This is a genomic window from Nakamurella flava, assembly GCF_005298075.1.
GTDB classification, from domain to species: domain Bacteria; phylum Actinomycetota; class Actinomycetes; order Mycobacteriales; family Nakamurellaceae; genus Nakamurella; species Nakamurella flava.
The window spans coordinates 127053-142219 of record NZ_SZZH01000005.1 but is presented as its reverse complement, the minus strand read 5'-3'; the positions used below and the strand labels follow the sequence as shown (position 1 = coordinate 142219).

Annotated in this window: 11 protein-coding genes; 9 read left to right on the top strand and 2 right to left on the bottom strand. The window is 70.2% G+C overall.

The window, feature by feature from the left end; genetic code table 11:
* Window positions 1-169 precede the first annotated feature (169 nt).
* The 9 genes from FDO65_RS17765 to FDO65_RS17725 all read left to right on the top strand — a co-directional run bounded on the left by FDO65_RS17765 (window position 170) and on the right by FDO65_RS17725 (window position 12242).
* Entirely contained in the window at window positions 170-1900 is a 1731-nt protein-coding gene (locus FDO65_RS17765; RefSeq protein ID WP_137451075.1) for a glycoside hydrolase family 13 protein, read from the top strand.
* Window positions 1893-2381: a CinA family protein gene (locus FDO65_RS17760; RefSeq protein WP_137451074.1), complete on the top strand. Its 489-nt coding sequence runs from the start codon at window positions 1893-1895 to the stop codon at window positions 2379-2381. Before FDO65_RS17765 ends, FDO65_RS17760 begins: the two co-directional genes overlap by 8 nt.
* A gap of 126 nt (window positions 2382-2507) precedes the next feature.
* Window positions 2508-3896 carry an MFS transporter gene (locus tag FDO65_RS17755; RefSeq protein ID WP_137451073.1) on the top strand — a complete coding sequence of 463 codons (1389 nt, stop codon included), beginning with the start codon at window positions 2508-2510 and terminating at the stop codon, window positions 3894-3896.
* 129 nt (window positions 3897-4025) lie between these two features.
* Complete coding sequence (locus FDO65_RS17750) at window positions 4026-4685, top strand: response regulator transcription factor (protein ID WP_137451072.1); 660 nt, start codon at window positions 4026-4028, stop codon at window positions 4683-4685.
* A 3-nt stretch (window positions 4686-4688) separates the two neighbouring features.
* The gene (locus tag FDO65_RS17745) at window positions 4689-6173 is read left to right on the top strand and encodes a sensor histidine kinase (RefSeq protein ID WP_137451071.1); all 1485 of its coding nucleotides are present in this window, start codon (window positions 4689-4691) and stop codon (window positions 6171-6173) included.
* The gene (locus tag FDO65_RS17740; protein WP_137451070.1) at window positions 6170-7111 is read left to right on the top strand and encodes a TAXI family TRAP transporter solute-binding subunit; all 942 of its coding nucleotides are present in this window, start codon (window positions 6170-6172) and stop codon (window positions 7109-7111) included. Before FDO65_RS17745 ends, FDO65_RS17740 begins: the two co-directional genes overlap by 4 nt.
* A 104-nt stretch (window positions 7112-7215) precedes the next feature.
* Complete coding sequence (locus FDO65_RS17735) at window positions 7216-10026, top strand: LuxR C-terminal-related transcriptional regulator (RefSeq protein WP_137451069.1); 2811 nt, start codon at window positions 7216-7218, stop codon at window positions 10024-10026.
* Between the two features lie 84 nt (window positions 10027-10110).
* Entirely contained in the window at window positions 10111-10737 is a 627-nt protein-coding gene (locus FDO65_RS17730; protein ID WP_137451068.1) for a hypothetical protein, read from the top strand.
* 92 nt (window positions 10738-10829) lie between these two features.
* Window positions 10830-12242 (top strand): carotenoid oxygenase family protein, encoded by a 1413-nt coding sequence (locus FDO65_RS17725; protein WP_137451138.1) that lies wholly within the window; start codon window positions 10830-10832, stop codon window positions 12240-12242.
* A gap of 112 nt (window positions 12243-12354) precedes the next feature.
* Here FDO65_RS17725 and FDO65_RS17720 read toward each other — a convergent pair whose 3' ends face one another.
* Together FDO65_RS17720 and FDO65_RS17715 are read right to left on the bottom strand one after the other, a co-directional pair.
* Entirely contained in the window at window positions 12355-13332 is a 978-nt protein-coding gene (locus FDO65_RS17720) for a DUF6492 family protein (RefSeq protein WP_137451067.1), read from the bottom strand.
* A 92-nt stretch (window positions 13333-13424) separates the two neighbouring features.
* The gene (locus FDO65_RS17715) at window positions 13425-15140 is read right to left on the bottom strand and encodes an ATP-binding response regulator (protein ID WP_137451066.1); all 1716 of its coding nucleotides are present in this window, start codon (window positions 15138-15140) and stop codon (window positions 13425-13427) included.
* Window positions 15141-15167: the final 27 nt, after the last annotated feature.

Here is a 15167-nt window from a genome sequence, read left to right as displayed (position 1 = left end):
CCGTCCGGTCGTCCCGCCCGTCAGGTGTTCACATTTCGGGGCATTTCGAGCGAGCTGTCCCCAGGCCCGCCGGCCGACTTGTCATACCCGCATCTCCGGGCCGCGGATCGTCATGCGGGTATGACAAGTCGGCGTGCATCAGGTGGGGCGACACCCTAGGTTCGGGCGCGTGACTGAACCCCAGTGGTGGCAATCGGCCGTCGTCTACCAGATCTACCCGCGGAGCTTCGCGGACTCCGACGGGGATGGCATCGGTGACCTGGGGGGCATCCTGGCCAAGGTCGACCACCTGGCCCGGTTGGGGGTGGACGTGGTCTGGCTGTCGCCGGTGTATCCGTCCCCGCAGGACGACGCGGGGTATGACATCAGCGACTTCCAGGACATCGAGCCGGTCTTCGGCTCGCTGGAGATCTTCGATCAGTTGCTCGCGGCGCTGCACGAGCGGGGCATCAAGCTGGTGATGGACCTGGTGGTCAACCACACCTCGGACGAGCACGCCTGGTTTCAGCAGGCCCGTCGGAGCAAGGACGACCCGAAGCGCGACTGGTACTGGTGGCGCCCGCCGCGGGAAGGGATGACCGGTGGCGACCCGGGGGCGGAGCCGACGAACTGGGGGTCGTTCTTCTCCGGCTCGGCCTGGGAATGGGACGAGTCGACCGGCGAGTACTACCTGCACCTGTTCTCGAAAAAGCAGCCCGACCTCAATTGGGAGAACCGGGAGGTCCGCGAGGCGGTCTACGCGATGATGCGCTGGTGGCTGGACCGCGGGGTCGACGGCTTCCGGATGGACGTCATCAACATGATCTCCAAGGCCGTGCAGCCGGACGGCAGCCTGCCGGACGGGGTCGTGTCGCACGGCCTGTACGGCGATGGAACGCCGCTGTTCACCGATGGCCCGCGGATCCACGAGTACCTGGCCGAGATGAACCGCGAGGTGTTCGCCGGACGGGACGGCCAGTTCCTGACGGTCGGGGAGATGCCGGGTGTGACGATCGACGAGGCGATCAGGTACACCGATCCCGCGCGGGCCGAGGTCGACATGGTCTTCCAGTTCGAGCACGTCACGCTCGATCAGGGCCCGGGCGGAAAGTGGGACGTCCAGCCGCTGCGGCTCACCGACGTCAAGGCGTCGCTGGGTCGCTGGCAGGCCGGTCTGGCTGAGGTCGGCTGGAACAGCCTGTACTGGAACAACCACGACCAGCCGCGGGCGGTCTCCCGCTACGGCAGTGACGCACCGGAGCACCGGGTGCGGTCGGCCAAGTGCCTGGCCACCGTGCTGCACCTGCACCGCGGGACGCCGTACGTCTATCAGGGCGAAGAGCTGGGCATGACCAACTTCCCGTTCGGCGGGATCGGCGACTTCCGGGACATCGAGTCGCTCAACCATTACGCCGAGGCGACCGGACACGGTGAGGACCCCGAGGACGTCCTGAAGGCGCTGCGGTACATGGGCCGGGACAACGCGAGAACCCCGGTGCAGTGGGACGATTCGGCCAACGCCGGGTTCACCACCGGTACGCCGTGGATCGCGGTGAACCCGAACCACACCGAGATCAACGCATCCGCCCAGATCGACGACGAGGATTCGGTCTTCGCCCACTACCGGCGGGTCATCGAACTCCGGCATACCGAAAAGGTGGTGGCCACCGGCGATTTCACCATGTTGCTGGCCGATCACGACCAGATCTACGCGTTCGTCCGGTCCGAACCGGGTACTGCTCTGCTCGTGCTCGCCAACATGTCGAATGAGACGGCGGTGGCCGATCAGATCCCGGACGCCGCCGAATGGGAACGCGCCGAGGTGCTGCTGACCAACGCCCCGTCGCCCGAGCCGTCGCAGCCGCGGCTGTCCCTGCAGCCGTGGGAAGCGCGGGTGTACCGGCGACGGACCGATGGCTGATGTCCTGGCCGAGCTGGCCGGCGCCGTCGCCGATCTCGTCGATGAGCGGGGCCTCAGCGTGGCGGCGGCCGAGTCGGTGACCGCCGGGCGGGTCGCGACCGCGCTGGCGGCGGCCCCCTCGTCGGCCGCCTGGTTTCGGGGTTCGCTGGTCGCCTACCACTCCGAGGTGAAGTTCTCCCTGCTCGAGGTGCCGGAGGGGCCGGTGATCACCGGGGACACCGCCCGCCGGATGGCGACCCGGGTCCGCAGCCTGCTCGGGGCGGATGTCGCCGTCAGCTCGACCGGCGCCGGCGGCCCCGACGCGGAGGAGTCGCAACCGCCGGGGACGGTGTTTCTGGCCGTGGCGACCGCAGACGGCTGCTCGGTGCGCCGGCACCACTTCACCGGCGAGCCGCCGGATGTCGTCGAGCAGGCCGCGGCCGAGGCGCTGCGGGAGCTGCGCGACGTGCTGCGGGCCGGGGCGGCCGGCGGCCCACCTTAAGGCGCCGCTAAGAAAGCGGGGCCGCGCTTTCCGGGTACCTGGTCACCTGCGCATAGTGACGGTCGTCGCCGCCGGTTCGGCGGCACCGCCTCGGTCCGGGGCCCGGAAGCAAAGGAGCTTCGTCGCATGTCCGATCTCGGAAGGCCGGCCCTCGCGGAGGGCGGGACACTCGACGCCACCGTGAAGCCGATCAGCACCCAGCGGGCGATCCTCAACACGATCAAGGGCTCGTCCGGCAACCTGGTCGAGTGGTACGACGTGTACATCTACACGGTCTTCGCCGCGTACTTCGAGAACCAGTTCTTCGACTCCAACGACAAGAACTCGACGATCTACGTCTACGGCATCTTCGCCGTCACATTCGTCATGCGCCCGATCGGGTCCTGGTTCTTCGGCCGGTTCGCCGACCGCCGCGGCCGCAAGGCGGCGCTGACCGTCAGCATCACCCTGATGTCGGCCTGCTCGATGATCGTGGCGCTGATGCCGACGCGGGAGTCGATCGGCATCTGGGCGGCCATCATCCTCATCGCGGTCCGGCTGCTGCAGGGCTTCGCCACCGGCGGCGAGTACGGCACGTCGGCGACGTACATGTCGGAGGCAGCCACCGCCAATCGGCGGGGCTTCTTCTCGTCGTTCCAGTACGTCACCCTCGTCGGCGGCCATGTGCTCGCCCAGTTCACCCTGCTGATCATGATCAGCGTGATGCCCGTTCAGGACATCAAGGACTGGGGCTGGCGGATCGGCTTCTTCATCGGCGGCATCGCCGCGTTGGTGGTGCTGTGGCTGCGCCGCACGATGGACGAGTCGCTGTCGGCTGAGCACATCGCCGCGGTCAAGGAGGGTCGGGACACCGGCTCGGGGTCACTGAAGGAGCTGTTCACCACCTACTGGCGCAAGCTGCTCTGGGTCTTCCTGGTGACCGCCGGCGGCACCATCGCCTTCTACACGTACAGCGTCAACGCGCCGGCGATCGTCAAGAAGGCGTTCGGCGAGGACGGGGCGACCGCGGCCACCTGGGTCAACCTGCTGAGCCTGATCCTGCTGATGGTGCTGCAGCCGGTCGGCGGCCTGATCAGCGACCGGATCGGCCGCAAGCCGATGCTCGTGTTTTTCGGGGTCGGCGGTGTTCTCTACACCTGGGTGCTCATCACCTACCTGCCACAGACCACTTCGCCCGTGACGGCCTTCGCGCTGACCGCCATCGGCTACATCATGCTGACCGGCTACACCTCGGTGAACGCGATTGTGAAGGCCGAGGTCTTCCCGGCCCACATCCGGGCGCTGGGCGTCGGTCTCGGGTACGCCCTGGCCAACTCGATCTTCGGCGGGACGGCACCGGTGATCTACCAGGCGTTCTCGTCGGCCGGTCAGACCACCATGTTCATCGTCTACGTCACCGCGGTCATCGCGGTCAGCCTGGTCGTCTACGTGTTCTTCATGAAGAACCGGTCGGTCACCGCCCTGGACCGGGAGCAGGGCAACGCCTGGACGGAGCCGGTGGGCGCGGGTCGGTAGCCGGCGTCCTCGACGGTGACGGTCGTACCGGGGCCGGTCGAAGGCCCGGTACGACCGCTGCCGTTCGGTCCTAGGCTTGGCCGGTCACCGGGCGCGGTAGGCGCAGCCAGGGCCGTCGGATGGAGATCGATGCGGATCGCAGTGGTCGAGGACGACGACGGGGTGGCCGGCGCCCTGGTCGACGGCCTCGCCCTGCACCGGGTCGAGGCGGTACGGCTGACCCGCGGTCAGGACCTGCTCCGCCGACACGGCGAGTTCGACGTCGTGCTGCTCGATCTTGGTCTGCCGGACATGGACGGTATCGACGTGCTGCGGGATCTGCGGAAGGTGAGTGCGGTGCCGGTGGTGATCCAGACCGCGCGGGACGATGAACGCTCGGTGGTGCGGGGGCTACGGCTGGGGGCCGACGACTACCTGGTCAAGCCGGTGCGGATGGCCGAGCTGCTGGCTCGCATCGAGGCGGTCCGCCGACGGGCGGCGGCGGCCGCGCCACGGACCACCAGCAAACGCCACTTCGACGCGGTGGTGGTCGATCTCGACGAGCGGACGGTGAGCGTCGACGGGGTCGACATCGCCCTGACCACCAAAGAGTTCGATCTGCTGGCGGTCCTGGTCGACGAGCCGGGGGCGGCGGTGAGCCGGGAACAGCTGATGGATCGGGTGTGGGGGGATGCGTTCGTGGCGGTGTCCCGCTCGCTGGACGTCCACATGGCCGGCCTGCGGGCCAAGCTCGGTCGCCGCGGTCTGATCGAGACGATCCGTGGTTTCGGCTATCGCTGGACGGGCTGACCGATGAGGGCGCGGATCGTGCTGGTGCTGACGATCCTCGGTGCGTTGACCGTGATCGCGTTCGCCGTTCCGTTGATGCTGACGCAGGCCGAGTCGCGGACCCGGCAGCTGGTCCTGACGCGGGAGAGCGATCTGCAGCGGTTCGCGGCGCTGGCCGGATCGTGGGCCACCGGTGGCCCGTCCGGATCGCTCTTCGACGAGCTCCGTGCCTACGAGCAGTTGTACGGCGAGCCGATTGCGGTCGTGTCCACCCGCGGGGTGGCGCCGTTCTCGGTGGGACTGGACCTGAACGATCCGGATGTGGCCGGGGCGATCGCCGGGGCCGTCCGCAACCAGCCGCAGACCCCGGACGACCGGATCACCCCCACCGGACCGGACCGTCGGGTGTTCGCGCGGACCATCGGCGCGGACACCGACATCAGCGGTGCGGTGGTGGTGGCCGCGTCCACCGCGGCGGCCCGCGCCGACATCACCCGCGTCTGGGCGATCGTGGCTGCGGGCGGGGTCGTCGCCCTGCTCGCGCTGGTGGCGTTCGCCGTGGCGGTGAGTGCCTGGGTGCTGCGGCCGCTGCGGCGGTTGACCGTCGAGCTCACCGAGCTGGCCGCCGGGTTGCCGTTCCGGGCCGGGCCTGGTCAGGCTCCCGTGGAGCCGCTGGGAGGAGGTCCGCCGGAGCTGCGGGCGCTGTCCGGCACGTTCGAGCGGATGGCCCGGACAGTGCGCGGGTCGGTGACCTCCCAGCGGCAGCTGGTCGCCGATGCCGCACATCAGCTACGAAACCCGTTGGCCGCGTTGCAGTTGCGACTCGACGCACTGGACGGCCTGCTCGCCCCCGGAGCGCAGCCCGGCTACGCGAAGGCGGTGGCCGAGTCCGAACGGCTCGCCGAGGTACTGGACGACCTGCTGGCCCTGTCGTCGGCCGAGGCCGCGCGGTCGACGGTGCGGACCTGCCTGCCGCGCATGGTCGTGGTCGATCGGGTCGAGTTCTGGTCGTCCACCGCGGACGCCGCCGGGGTGCGGCTGGACGTCGTCCCGCCCGCGGCCGCTGGGGAACCCGACGTGTCGATGGGTCAGGTGGAGCTCGGCCAGATCCTGGACGTGCTGCTGGACAACGCCTGTCGGTACGCGGGGGCCGGGGCGTCCGTGCAGGTGTCGGTCGAGACCGATGCGCCGGACGGCCGTTTCGTGACGGTCAGCGTGGCCGACACCGGTCGCGGGGTACCGCCCACCGAATTGGACCGGCTGACCACCCGCTTCTACCGCGGCTCGACGTCGGCGCAGTCCGACGGGACCCGTTCGCGGGGAACCGGTCTGGGACTGGCGATCGTCGAAGCGCTGGTCACCTCGGCCGGGGCGCGGATGTCGATCGGGCCGACCCCTGGGGGTGGACTGACCATCGGCGTGCGCATCCCGGCCGCGGTCGACCCGGCGGGTGACCGGTCGGCAGAGGTGGAGGTCGATTCGCCGGCCACGGTGGCAGGGGCACCATGACGCTGCGGCCCAGTCGCCGGACGGTGCTGCGATGGTCCGCGGCGGCAGCCCTGGCCCCGCTGACGGCGGCGTGCAGTTCCGGTCCGACACCGACATACCAGGTGGGGGCGGCCGAGAAGGGCGGGTTCTTCTACGAGTTCACGCAGTCGTTGGTGGACGCGGTGGCGCGGGCCGATCTCGACTTCCGGCTGGAGCGCCTGGTCACCTCGGGGTCGTTGCAGAACCTGACCTTCGTGCGGGACGGCACGCTCCCCCTGGCCATCGCCTTCGCGGACGCCGCTGTCGCGGACCCGTCGGGTGTGGTCGCCCTGTCCCGGATCTACGAGAACTACCTCCAGGTGGCGGTGGTCGCGGACGGCCCGATCGCCACGGTGGCCGACCTACCCGGCCGTCGGGTGAGTCTCGGCCCGGTGGGGTCGGGGTTGGCGAACAGTGCCGAGCGCATCCTTCAGGCGGCGGACGTCCCCGTCGATCGCATCACCGCGGTGCCCACGCCGCTGGTCGATCTGCTGGACGCGTTGGGGGACGGCCGCGTCGAGGCGGGGTTCTTCGGCGGAGGGGTGCCAAACCCCGTCATGGACACGTCGGCCGGTCGGGGACCGTCGTCCGGCATCCGCATCCTGAATCTGTCCGAACCCCTGGTCCGGCTGCAGGCGCAGTACGGATCGGTGTACCAGACGGTCACCGTGCCGGCCGGGGTCTACGGATCGGATCGCGACGTGCAGACCGTCGGAGTGACCAGCTTGGTGCTGGCCTCGCCGTCGCTACCGGACGAGGTGGCCGGCGCGCTGGTCGATCTCATGGTGACCCGCCCGCAGGAGCTGGTGCCGCCGGCGGCGCTGGGTACCCAGTACCTCTCGCCGAGCGCCCTTCCGTACACGTTCGGCATCCCCCTGCACCCGGGGGCCGTCGAGACGTACCGGCGGCACCACGGGTGAGCGGGGCGGAGTAGCCCCGAACGTGGGGACGCCGAGCTCTTCGCCGCCTGCGTGTGGTGTCCGGACCTGGAGGAACCGCGGGGTCGGGCCTTTACGGTGTGGTCATGAGCGACCGCCCGCCGCCCCGGGGTTTCGACGCCGCGGCGGGTGGGCTCTCCCGGGACCGGATCGCGGAGATGGTGCAGGGCTGGGTCGACGGTGTCGTGGCGGGCCCGCCGCCCGCGGTGCCGCGCCCGGGCGACCGTCCGCTGCGGCGGGGTGTGTCCGTGTCGATCGAGGCTCCCCCCGGCATGGGCAAGTCGCATCTGGCGTGGTCGGTGGCCGAGCGGGCCCGGGACCTCGGGGCCCGCGTCGTCACCGCTCGGGGACGGGAGCGGTTGTCCCGCAGTAGTTTCGGGGTCGTCGACGAGTTGGTGGGCGGAACGGCCGCGGCCCGGGATCCGGGGGACGGCGCCTTCGAACAGATCGATGCCTGGACCGCGCAGGGCCCGGTGTTGTGTTGGGTCGACGATCTGCACTGGGCCGACTCCGCCTCGCTGACCGTTCTCCGTCGGCTGGCCTGGGCGGGCCGTGACCTGCCCCTGGTGTTGCTGCTCACCGGGCGTGCGGCGCCGAGCCGGGAGGCGGTCAGCCTGGTCACCCGCTCGGTCGACCACCGGGTCGACCTGCCGCCCATGACGGACATGGCGGTGGAGGCGCTGGCCCGGGATCAGCTGGGCGGCTGGCCGGGACCGCGTCTGCGCCGACACCTGCAGCGGTGCCGCGGCAATCCACTCTTCGTCACCGACGTGCTCGCCGGTCTGACCACGTCGGGGCGGGTCGGGTCCGTCGGCCGTGACCGGGTGGACCTGATCGGTCCGCCGCCATCGGCCGGGGCGGGTCTGCAGACCCAGCTCGACGATCACCTTCGTCAGGTGGGCGAGACCCCCCGGGAGCTGCTGGCGGCCCTGGCCGCGTGGGGCACCCCGGCGTCCACGCAGGAGCTCGCCGATCTGCTCTACGTCACCCCGCCCGCCATCCACACCGCGGTGGAGGCAGCCCTGGCCTCCGGTGTCGTGCAGTGGTCGGACGTCGGTGTGAACGACAACGTCAGTGCCGGAACGGATCCCCGGTTGCAGTTCGTCCATGACCTGTACGCCGAGCGGGCCCTGGCGCTGCTGGACCCGACGGTCCTGCGGTCCACCCATCGCCGCGCGGCCACCCTCCGGGCGACGGCGGGGTACGGCCCCGCCGTGGTGGCCGGCCATCTGATGCTGGCCGGCGACCCGGACGAGGGTCTGGTGACGGCCCTTCGCGCCGCGGTGGTGCAGGCCGGCGAGTGGGCGCCGGCGGTCCGGGCCGAGTTGCTCGGCGACCTGCAGTCGGTCGCCACCGGCGACGAGGTCGCGGTCGATCAGGCGCACGCCCTGTATGCGAGCGGGCAGCAGGAGCGGGCCGTTGAAGTGGCGGCCCGGCACCTGGCGGTGACGACGGACCGGGGCACGGCGGCCACGCTGCAGACCGTGGTGCTGCGTGCTCTGGTCAACCGGGCCGACACGGCAGCGGCCGGCCGGGCCATCGATCGGACCCTCACGGTGGCCGGGCTGCCCGATGGTGTCCGTCGTCAGCTCGGGCAGCTCCGCTGTTGGGTCCGGGTCCTGGCCGGCGAGCGGACCCGGGCACGCGCCGAGCTCGGCCCGCTGCTGGAGCAGGCTGTGGCGACCGGCGACGTCGATGTCGAGTTCGGCCTGCTGACCAGCCTGGCCATTCTGGAGTACCTCGACGCCCGCCCTCGGGATGCGCTCCAGCTCGTGGCCCGCCAGAGCGGGCTGACGCTGTCCGATCCGGCCGTCGAGAGCCGGATGACGGCACTGATCTGGCCGCCCCTGTTCCAGCTCTACGCCGATGGGGTGGACACCGCGACGCGGGGGTCGCTGGAGGCCCGGCGCGCCGGGGCGGCGCTCGGCGCGAGATGGTTGGAGCCGTTCCACAGTTTCGTGGCCGCCGGTATCTCCACCACGGCCGGCGACTGGGACGACGCCACCGTCGAGGGCGACATCGGGCTCGAGCGGGCGGAGGAGATCGGAACGGGGTGGATCTCGTTGGCCGTGGGGGAGCGGGCCGTTCTCGACGTCCGCCGCGGACACCGCGAACAGGCTGCGCGCAGGTTGACCGACCTGGGCGCGGCCGGGTTCCCCTGGCAGTTCGGCAGTCCCGATCCCGCGCTGGCCCAGCTGCTGATCCTCGAAGCGGGCGGGGCGAGCGCCGAAGCCGGTGCGGCGGCCCGGGAGCTGTGGTCGACGGCCGGGGTGGCCGGACCGTTGTGGATGCTGCGGGCGGCCCCGGACGTCGCCCGGGTCGCCTTGACCGGATGGGACCCGGAACTCGCGCAACGGGTGGCCGACGATGTGGCCCGCCTGTCGGTCGACCAGACACCGATCCTGGCTCCGGTCGTCGATCTGGTCGGGGGGATGGCGGACGGGTCGGTCGACCGGCTCCAGGCCGCCGCCGCGGCGGCCGAGGCCGTACGGAACGCCCCGCTCGCGGCCGCCGCCCACGAGGAGGTCGCCGTCGCGGCCGGCGCCGTGGGCGCCTCCGACATCGCCCGCACGGCATTGGATCTCGCGGTGACGGCCTATCGGGCGATGGGCGCCTGCACCGACGTCGACCGCGCCGCGGCGCGGCTGCGCGCCCTGGGGGTCCGCCGCGGTTCCCGTGCGGCCCGCCGGGTCCAGACGGGCGGGCCCGCCAGTCTCACCGAGACGGAGCGCCGCGTGATGGCGCTGGTCCGCGACGGGCTGACCAACCCGGAGATCGCGGCCCGGCTGTTCGTCTCGCCCCGCACCGTGCAGACACACGTCTCGCACATCCTGGCCAAGCTCGGCGTCCGGTCCCGGGTCGAGGTGGCCCGGATCGACCTGCCCGAGGACGTCTGACGCGAAGCGGGCCCGGTCGGGGAACGAAGCGCCTCCGCCGGTCGGCGGATGTCTCGACCGCACCCGCCTCCTAGTTTCCCGGGCATGAAGAATCTCGTGATCCTGATGGGCTTCGTCCCGTGGATCGTGTTCACTCTCGTCTCGCAGCAGTTCGGGCCCAACCGGGTGGCCTGGGCGGCCGTCATCGCTGTCGCCCTGACCTTGTTCTCGGTCGTCACCAACGCCCGCAAGCACGGACCGAAGATCCTGAACCTGGGGACGCTGGTCCTGTTCGGGGCCATCGCCGTCGCCGGCTTCGTCGGCGGCCCGGACGTCGACGCCTGGCTCTACCGGTGGGGCGTTCCGCTGGTCGGTGTCGTGCTCGGGATCTACGTGCTGGCCACCGTTCCCGTGCTGCCGTTCACCGCCGAGTACGCCCGGCAGGGCGTCCCCCGCCAGTACTGGGGTTCACCGACGTTCGTCAAGATCAACCGCGTGCTGAGCACCGCCTGGGGGGTGGCAATCCTGGCCATGGGTCTGCTGTCGGTGGCGGTCGCCGCGCTCGGCGGCAAGACCGGGCAGGCGGACGACAACCAGTTCCTCGACCTGTTGCTGAACTGGATCCTGCCCATCGCGATCGTCTGGTTCATGGTCAAGTTCACGGTCAGCTACCCGGACCGGGTCCGCGGTCATGCGCAGGGCGAACCGGCCGACACCCGGACCTCGGCGTGACGCGCCCGCCAGGCGCGTCCGAGGGTCCTGCGGGCGCTCCGGCCGTCCATCCCGCGACGCCCACCCGGCACGGCCATCCCGGGTTGGCCGACATGTCCGGGGACGTGCACCTCAGTGGTCCGTTCCGGCCGACCCTCGACGAGATCGACCAACCGGCCACCGTCATCTCGGGTGCGCTGCCGCCGGAGCTGGACGGGGAGTACCTGCGCAACGGCCCCAACCCGCGGTTCACCCCGGTCGGTTCCTACCTGTACCCGTTGGAGGGCGACGGCATGGTGCACGCCGTCACGCTGCGGGACGGCACGGCGCACTACCGCAACCGCTTCGTGCGCACGCCGATGGTGCAGCTCGAGGAACAGGCCGGGCACGTCCTGTGGCCCGGTCTGATGTCCGGCCGCACGCCCACCGCGGACGAGGTCGGACCGGAACTGGCCGGTTCGTTCCGGGAGATGCCGGACATCAACATCGTCCGGCACTCCGGCCGTCTGATGGCGATGGCCGAGGGCACGCCGCCGTTCTGTCTCGGTCCCGATCTGGCCACCGTCAAACGGGAGACCTTCGACGGTGCCCTGCCCGTCGGCATGACGGCCCACCCCAAGATCGACCCGGTCACCGGCGAGATGGTCGTCTTCTGCTACATGCTCGAAGCCCCGTTCCTGACGTGGTCGGTCATCGACCGGGACGGGCGGGTGACCCGGTCCGACACGCCGGTCCCCGGGGTGCTGCGCCCGGTGATGATCCACGACATGGCCCTGACCGAGCACAGTGTCGTGCTGGTCCTGTCCCCCTTGTTCTTCGACGTGATGGCGGCGATGCGCGGTGGCTCGCTGCTGTCCTGGGAACCGGACGAGGGCACCCGGGTGGCGAGCGTCCCGCGGGACGGCGGTGCGGTGAAGTGGGCGCACGGTGACACGTTCTGGACGTGGCACATGGCCAACGCCTTCCACCGGACCGGTCCGGGCGGGGCTCCGGGTACCGCGGACTCTCCGATCGTGGTGGACATGGTGCAGCACAACAACCCGGGCATGGGGCTGCGGTCCGGCCCGCACACGTCGGCCTTCGTGCGCACCACCATCGATCCCGTCGCCGGCTCCATCGAGCACGAGGAGATCGAGGCCGGACGGCTGGAGTTCCCGCGGATCGACGATCGGTTGCTGGGTTCCGCGCACCGTCAGGTGGCGATGGGTCACCGCACGGCCGCGGCCCCGCCGGTGCCGGGCGCGTTCGACGCCGTCCGGGTCTTCGACACCGCGACCGGTCGGGCGTCGATGTGGACCGCCGAGGACGGTCTGGTCGGGGAGCCCTCGTTCGCGCCACGGCCGGGGGCAAGCGCTCCGGACGACGGCTGGTGGCTCACCATCGTCGCCGATCCGGCCGGCGTCGCCCACAGCCGGCTGGTGGTGCTCGATGCCGCCGACATCGCGGCGGGCCCGGTGGCCACCGTCCAGTTGCCTGCCCGGGTCCCGCTGGGCCTGCACGGGAACTGGTTGCCCACGCAGGAGTGAGGTGACGAACCTGGGTGCCGTTAGGGGCCCAGGTGCGTCCGCCGATAGTCGTGAAGTCCTGGTGGATACTCTCCCGGACTGCAGGCCAGTGAGAGCGTACGTTGGGCTTCGCTCAGAAGTAGAAGTATTTCGACCCGGTCCACTTCGTCTTCACCAGCGGTGTCGCCACCGCATTGAATGTGGTGCATATACGTCGAGCGGACGCGATTCGCCGCACGATGGGGGACCGGGTGAGCTTCGAGAAGAATTTTCTTTCGTGATAAGACTCCAGCGATATGACGTCGAAGTCTTGTGAAAGCCAGGCCATCTGCTCGCTGGTCGGTTCGACTCCCACCAGCTTCGCAGCGAATCGAAAGAAATTCGCTTCGGTAATGATGTACTGGTCGGGGTACCTCTGGCAAACGAAGTTGCCATACATCTCGAATTCAGCCGGAATGGAGTTGGCGTCCATGACGCTGATGATCCCCTCCCAGAAGGGAAGTCCAGTTCGGGTCTCGACCTCATCAAGCATCTCGTTGACGAGATCGGTCCGCATGTACATCACTTCAGCGACGAACGAAGGGAGAGCCGGTCCTAGCTGCGTAGCCAGTCGACGGTTCTCGAGACCCAATACCCTTCTGTTCAATTCGTAATAGGGGGGGAAGTTTTCCGTTTTTCCGAATAAGAAAGGGCGGCCGTCGCGTTCTGAGAAGAAGTCGAACCGCTTTGTCGGAATGGTGTCAGAATCCCAGATGATGTAGCCGGTGTGAGGCGTCGTCCTCGCGTAGCCCAGCTTGAGGAACTGCTGCAACAGCCAGCCCGGTGACCGGAGTTTCGGAATGTCGTATTCTTCCATCTTGCGTCGCACTGCGTCGAGGGTCATCCCCGGCACCAACTTGTCCTCGTCCAGAACGCGGCAACCGGCCAGGCGCGGATCAGATGATGACTCCGATCCAGTAATCACGGTGATCTCAGCCGGTCTGACGTAGCGCCGGAGAGTATCGAAAGTGCGAGCAGCCGTTCCGATGTCCCGCACATGGAGCGGAATGACGATTTCCGGTTGAGGCGAGCCGTGTACTGGGTCAGGCTGTCTGTTCGGCAGTACGGTCATGACTTGCGTCCGTTCTGTGACATTCGCCGTCGGTAGTTGTGACAGGCAGTGGGTTGATTTGTCCCCGGGCCGTGAGGCCGGCTGGCTGTAGCTCAGCCCGCGTTGTCGAGTGCTTCCAGGAGCAGGCGCAGACGTCCGGACTTCAGGACGTACTGGTCGGCGCCGGCGGCGAGCATCGCGTCGCGGGTGGCGGCGTCGTCCCGTCCGGAGAAGACGACGATGTGCGAGGTGGGGCTGGCGTCCTTGGCGGCGCGGGCCAGATCCGGTCCGCCGCCGGGCATGCTGACGTCGAGCAGGATGAGATCGGGTCGGTGCAGACGGATCTCGTGCAGCCCGGACGGTCCGTTCTCGGCTTCGGCGACGATCCGGAAGCGGGGAACGTCGGTGAGGACGAGCCGGATGGCTTCGCGGAGGTCGCGTTGGTCGTCGCACACAACGATGCGTTTGGTCCGTTGGCCGGTGGTCGGGGCCGTCGTGAACGGGGGCCGGGTGTGGGTGGTCCGCCGCCGGGCGGTCAGGGCGAGGGTGACGGTGGTGCCGCGTCCGGGTGCGCTGTGGATGCGCAGCCGGGCGCCGACGTTCTCGGCGCGGGCGCGCATGGACGTCACTCCGCGGCTGAGGGTGGCTTCGGTGAGGCCCGTTGTCCCTCTGCCGTCGTCGATCAGTCGGAGCACGACTTCGTCGTGGTGGGTGTCGATCTGCAGGGTGACTGATCCGGCGGCGGCGTGCCGGCGGACGTTCGTCAACGCCTCCCGCAAGATCCGGTACGTCGTCTCCATGGTCCCGGGGTCCAGCGGGACGTGGTTGGGCCCGGTCACGGTCACCCGGGTCCCGGTGCCGGCGAAGATGCTGCGGGCCAGTGCCCCGAGGGCCCGCCCGAGTCCGCCGGCCAGGTCGGGCGGGGTGAGGGCGATGACGATGAGGTTGCGCAGCCAGGCCAGCGACTCCTCGAGCTGGCCGGTGACCTCGTCGACGACGCGGCGCGCGTTGGGGTCCAGCCGTCCGCGGAGGTGTTCGAGGGTGAGCAGCCCGCTGACGATGCGTTGGATCGGTTCTTCGGTCAGGGCGTCGGCCAGTGACCGTCGTTCCTCGTCCTCGATGTGGGCCAGTTGCTCGGCCGGGGACCATGCGGGCCCGGGTTGCCGGGGGAGCTGTCGACCGACTGACCGTTCCCCGGTGCGCTGCCGGGGCAGTGGGCCGGCGGGTGGCGCGGTGGTCTCGTGCGCGATCTGGTCGAGGGCGGCCGCGGCGGCTCGGGCCAGTCTTTCCAGCAGTCGTTGTTCACCGCGGCCGAAGTCGCCCGCGCCGGTGGAGAACGCGGCGATGTGCCCGAGCAGGTGACCGGCGCGGTGGACGGCGGTCACGATGGCCGCCCCGGTGGCCGCACCGAGGTCGTCCCGCAGGCGGTGGACCGTGTCGGGTCTCGTGGTGCCGGGACGGGGGTGACTGCCGGCCAGGGCTCGGCGCACCGCCCGCCGGACGTCGGGATCGGGGTGGGAGACGACCGGTCGTCCGTCGAGGCGAGGATCGCCGACCGCGGGCCAGATGACCGCCCCCTCGCCGATGGCCGCGGCGACGAATGCGGCCAGGGAGTCGAGCAGTTCCTCGGCGGGTAGCCGGGTGGCCATCTCGTCGAGGACCTTGCGCAGGATGCGGCTGTCGGCGGTGACGTCCGGTGGCGGGCCGAGGTCGGCCGCCGTGGTCCGGGCCAGCAGGGTCGTCGCGCCGGGGCCGTCGGGTGACGCAGGGGTCCGCCCGGCATGGCGTTCGGGGGGTGTGGCGGGATGTCGCGCATCGTGGTTCGACAAGGTGCACCAGGTTTTCGACAGCCGGTC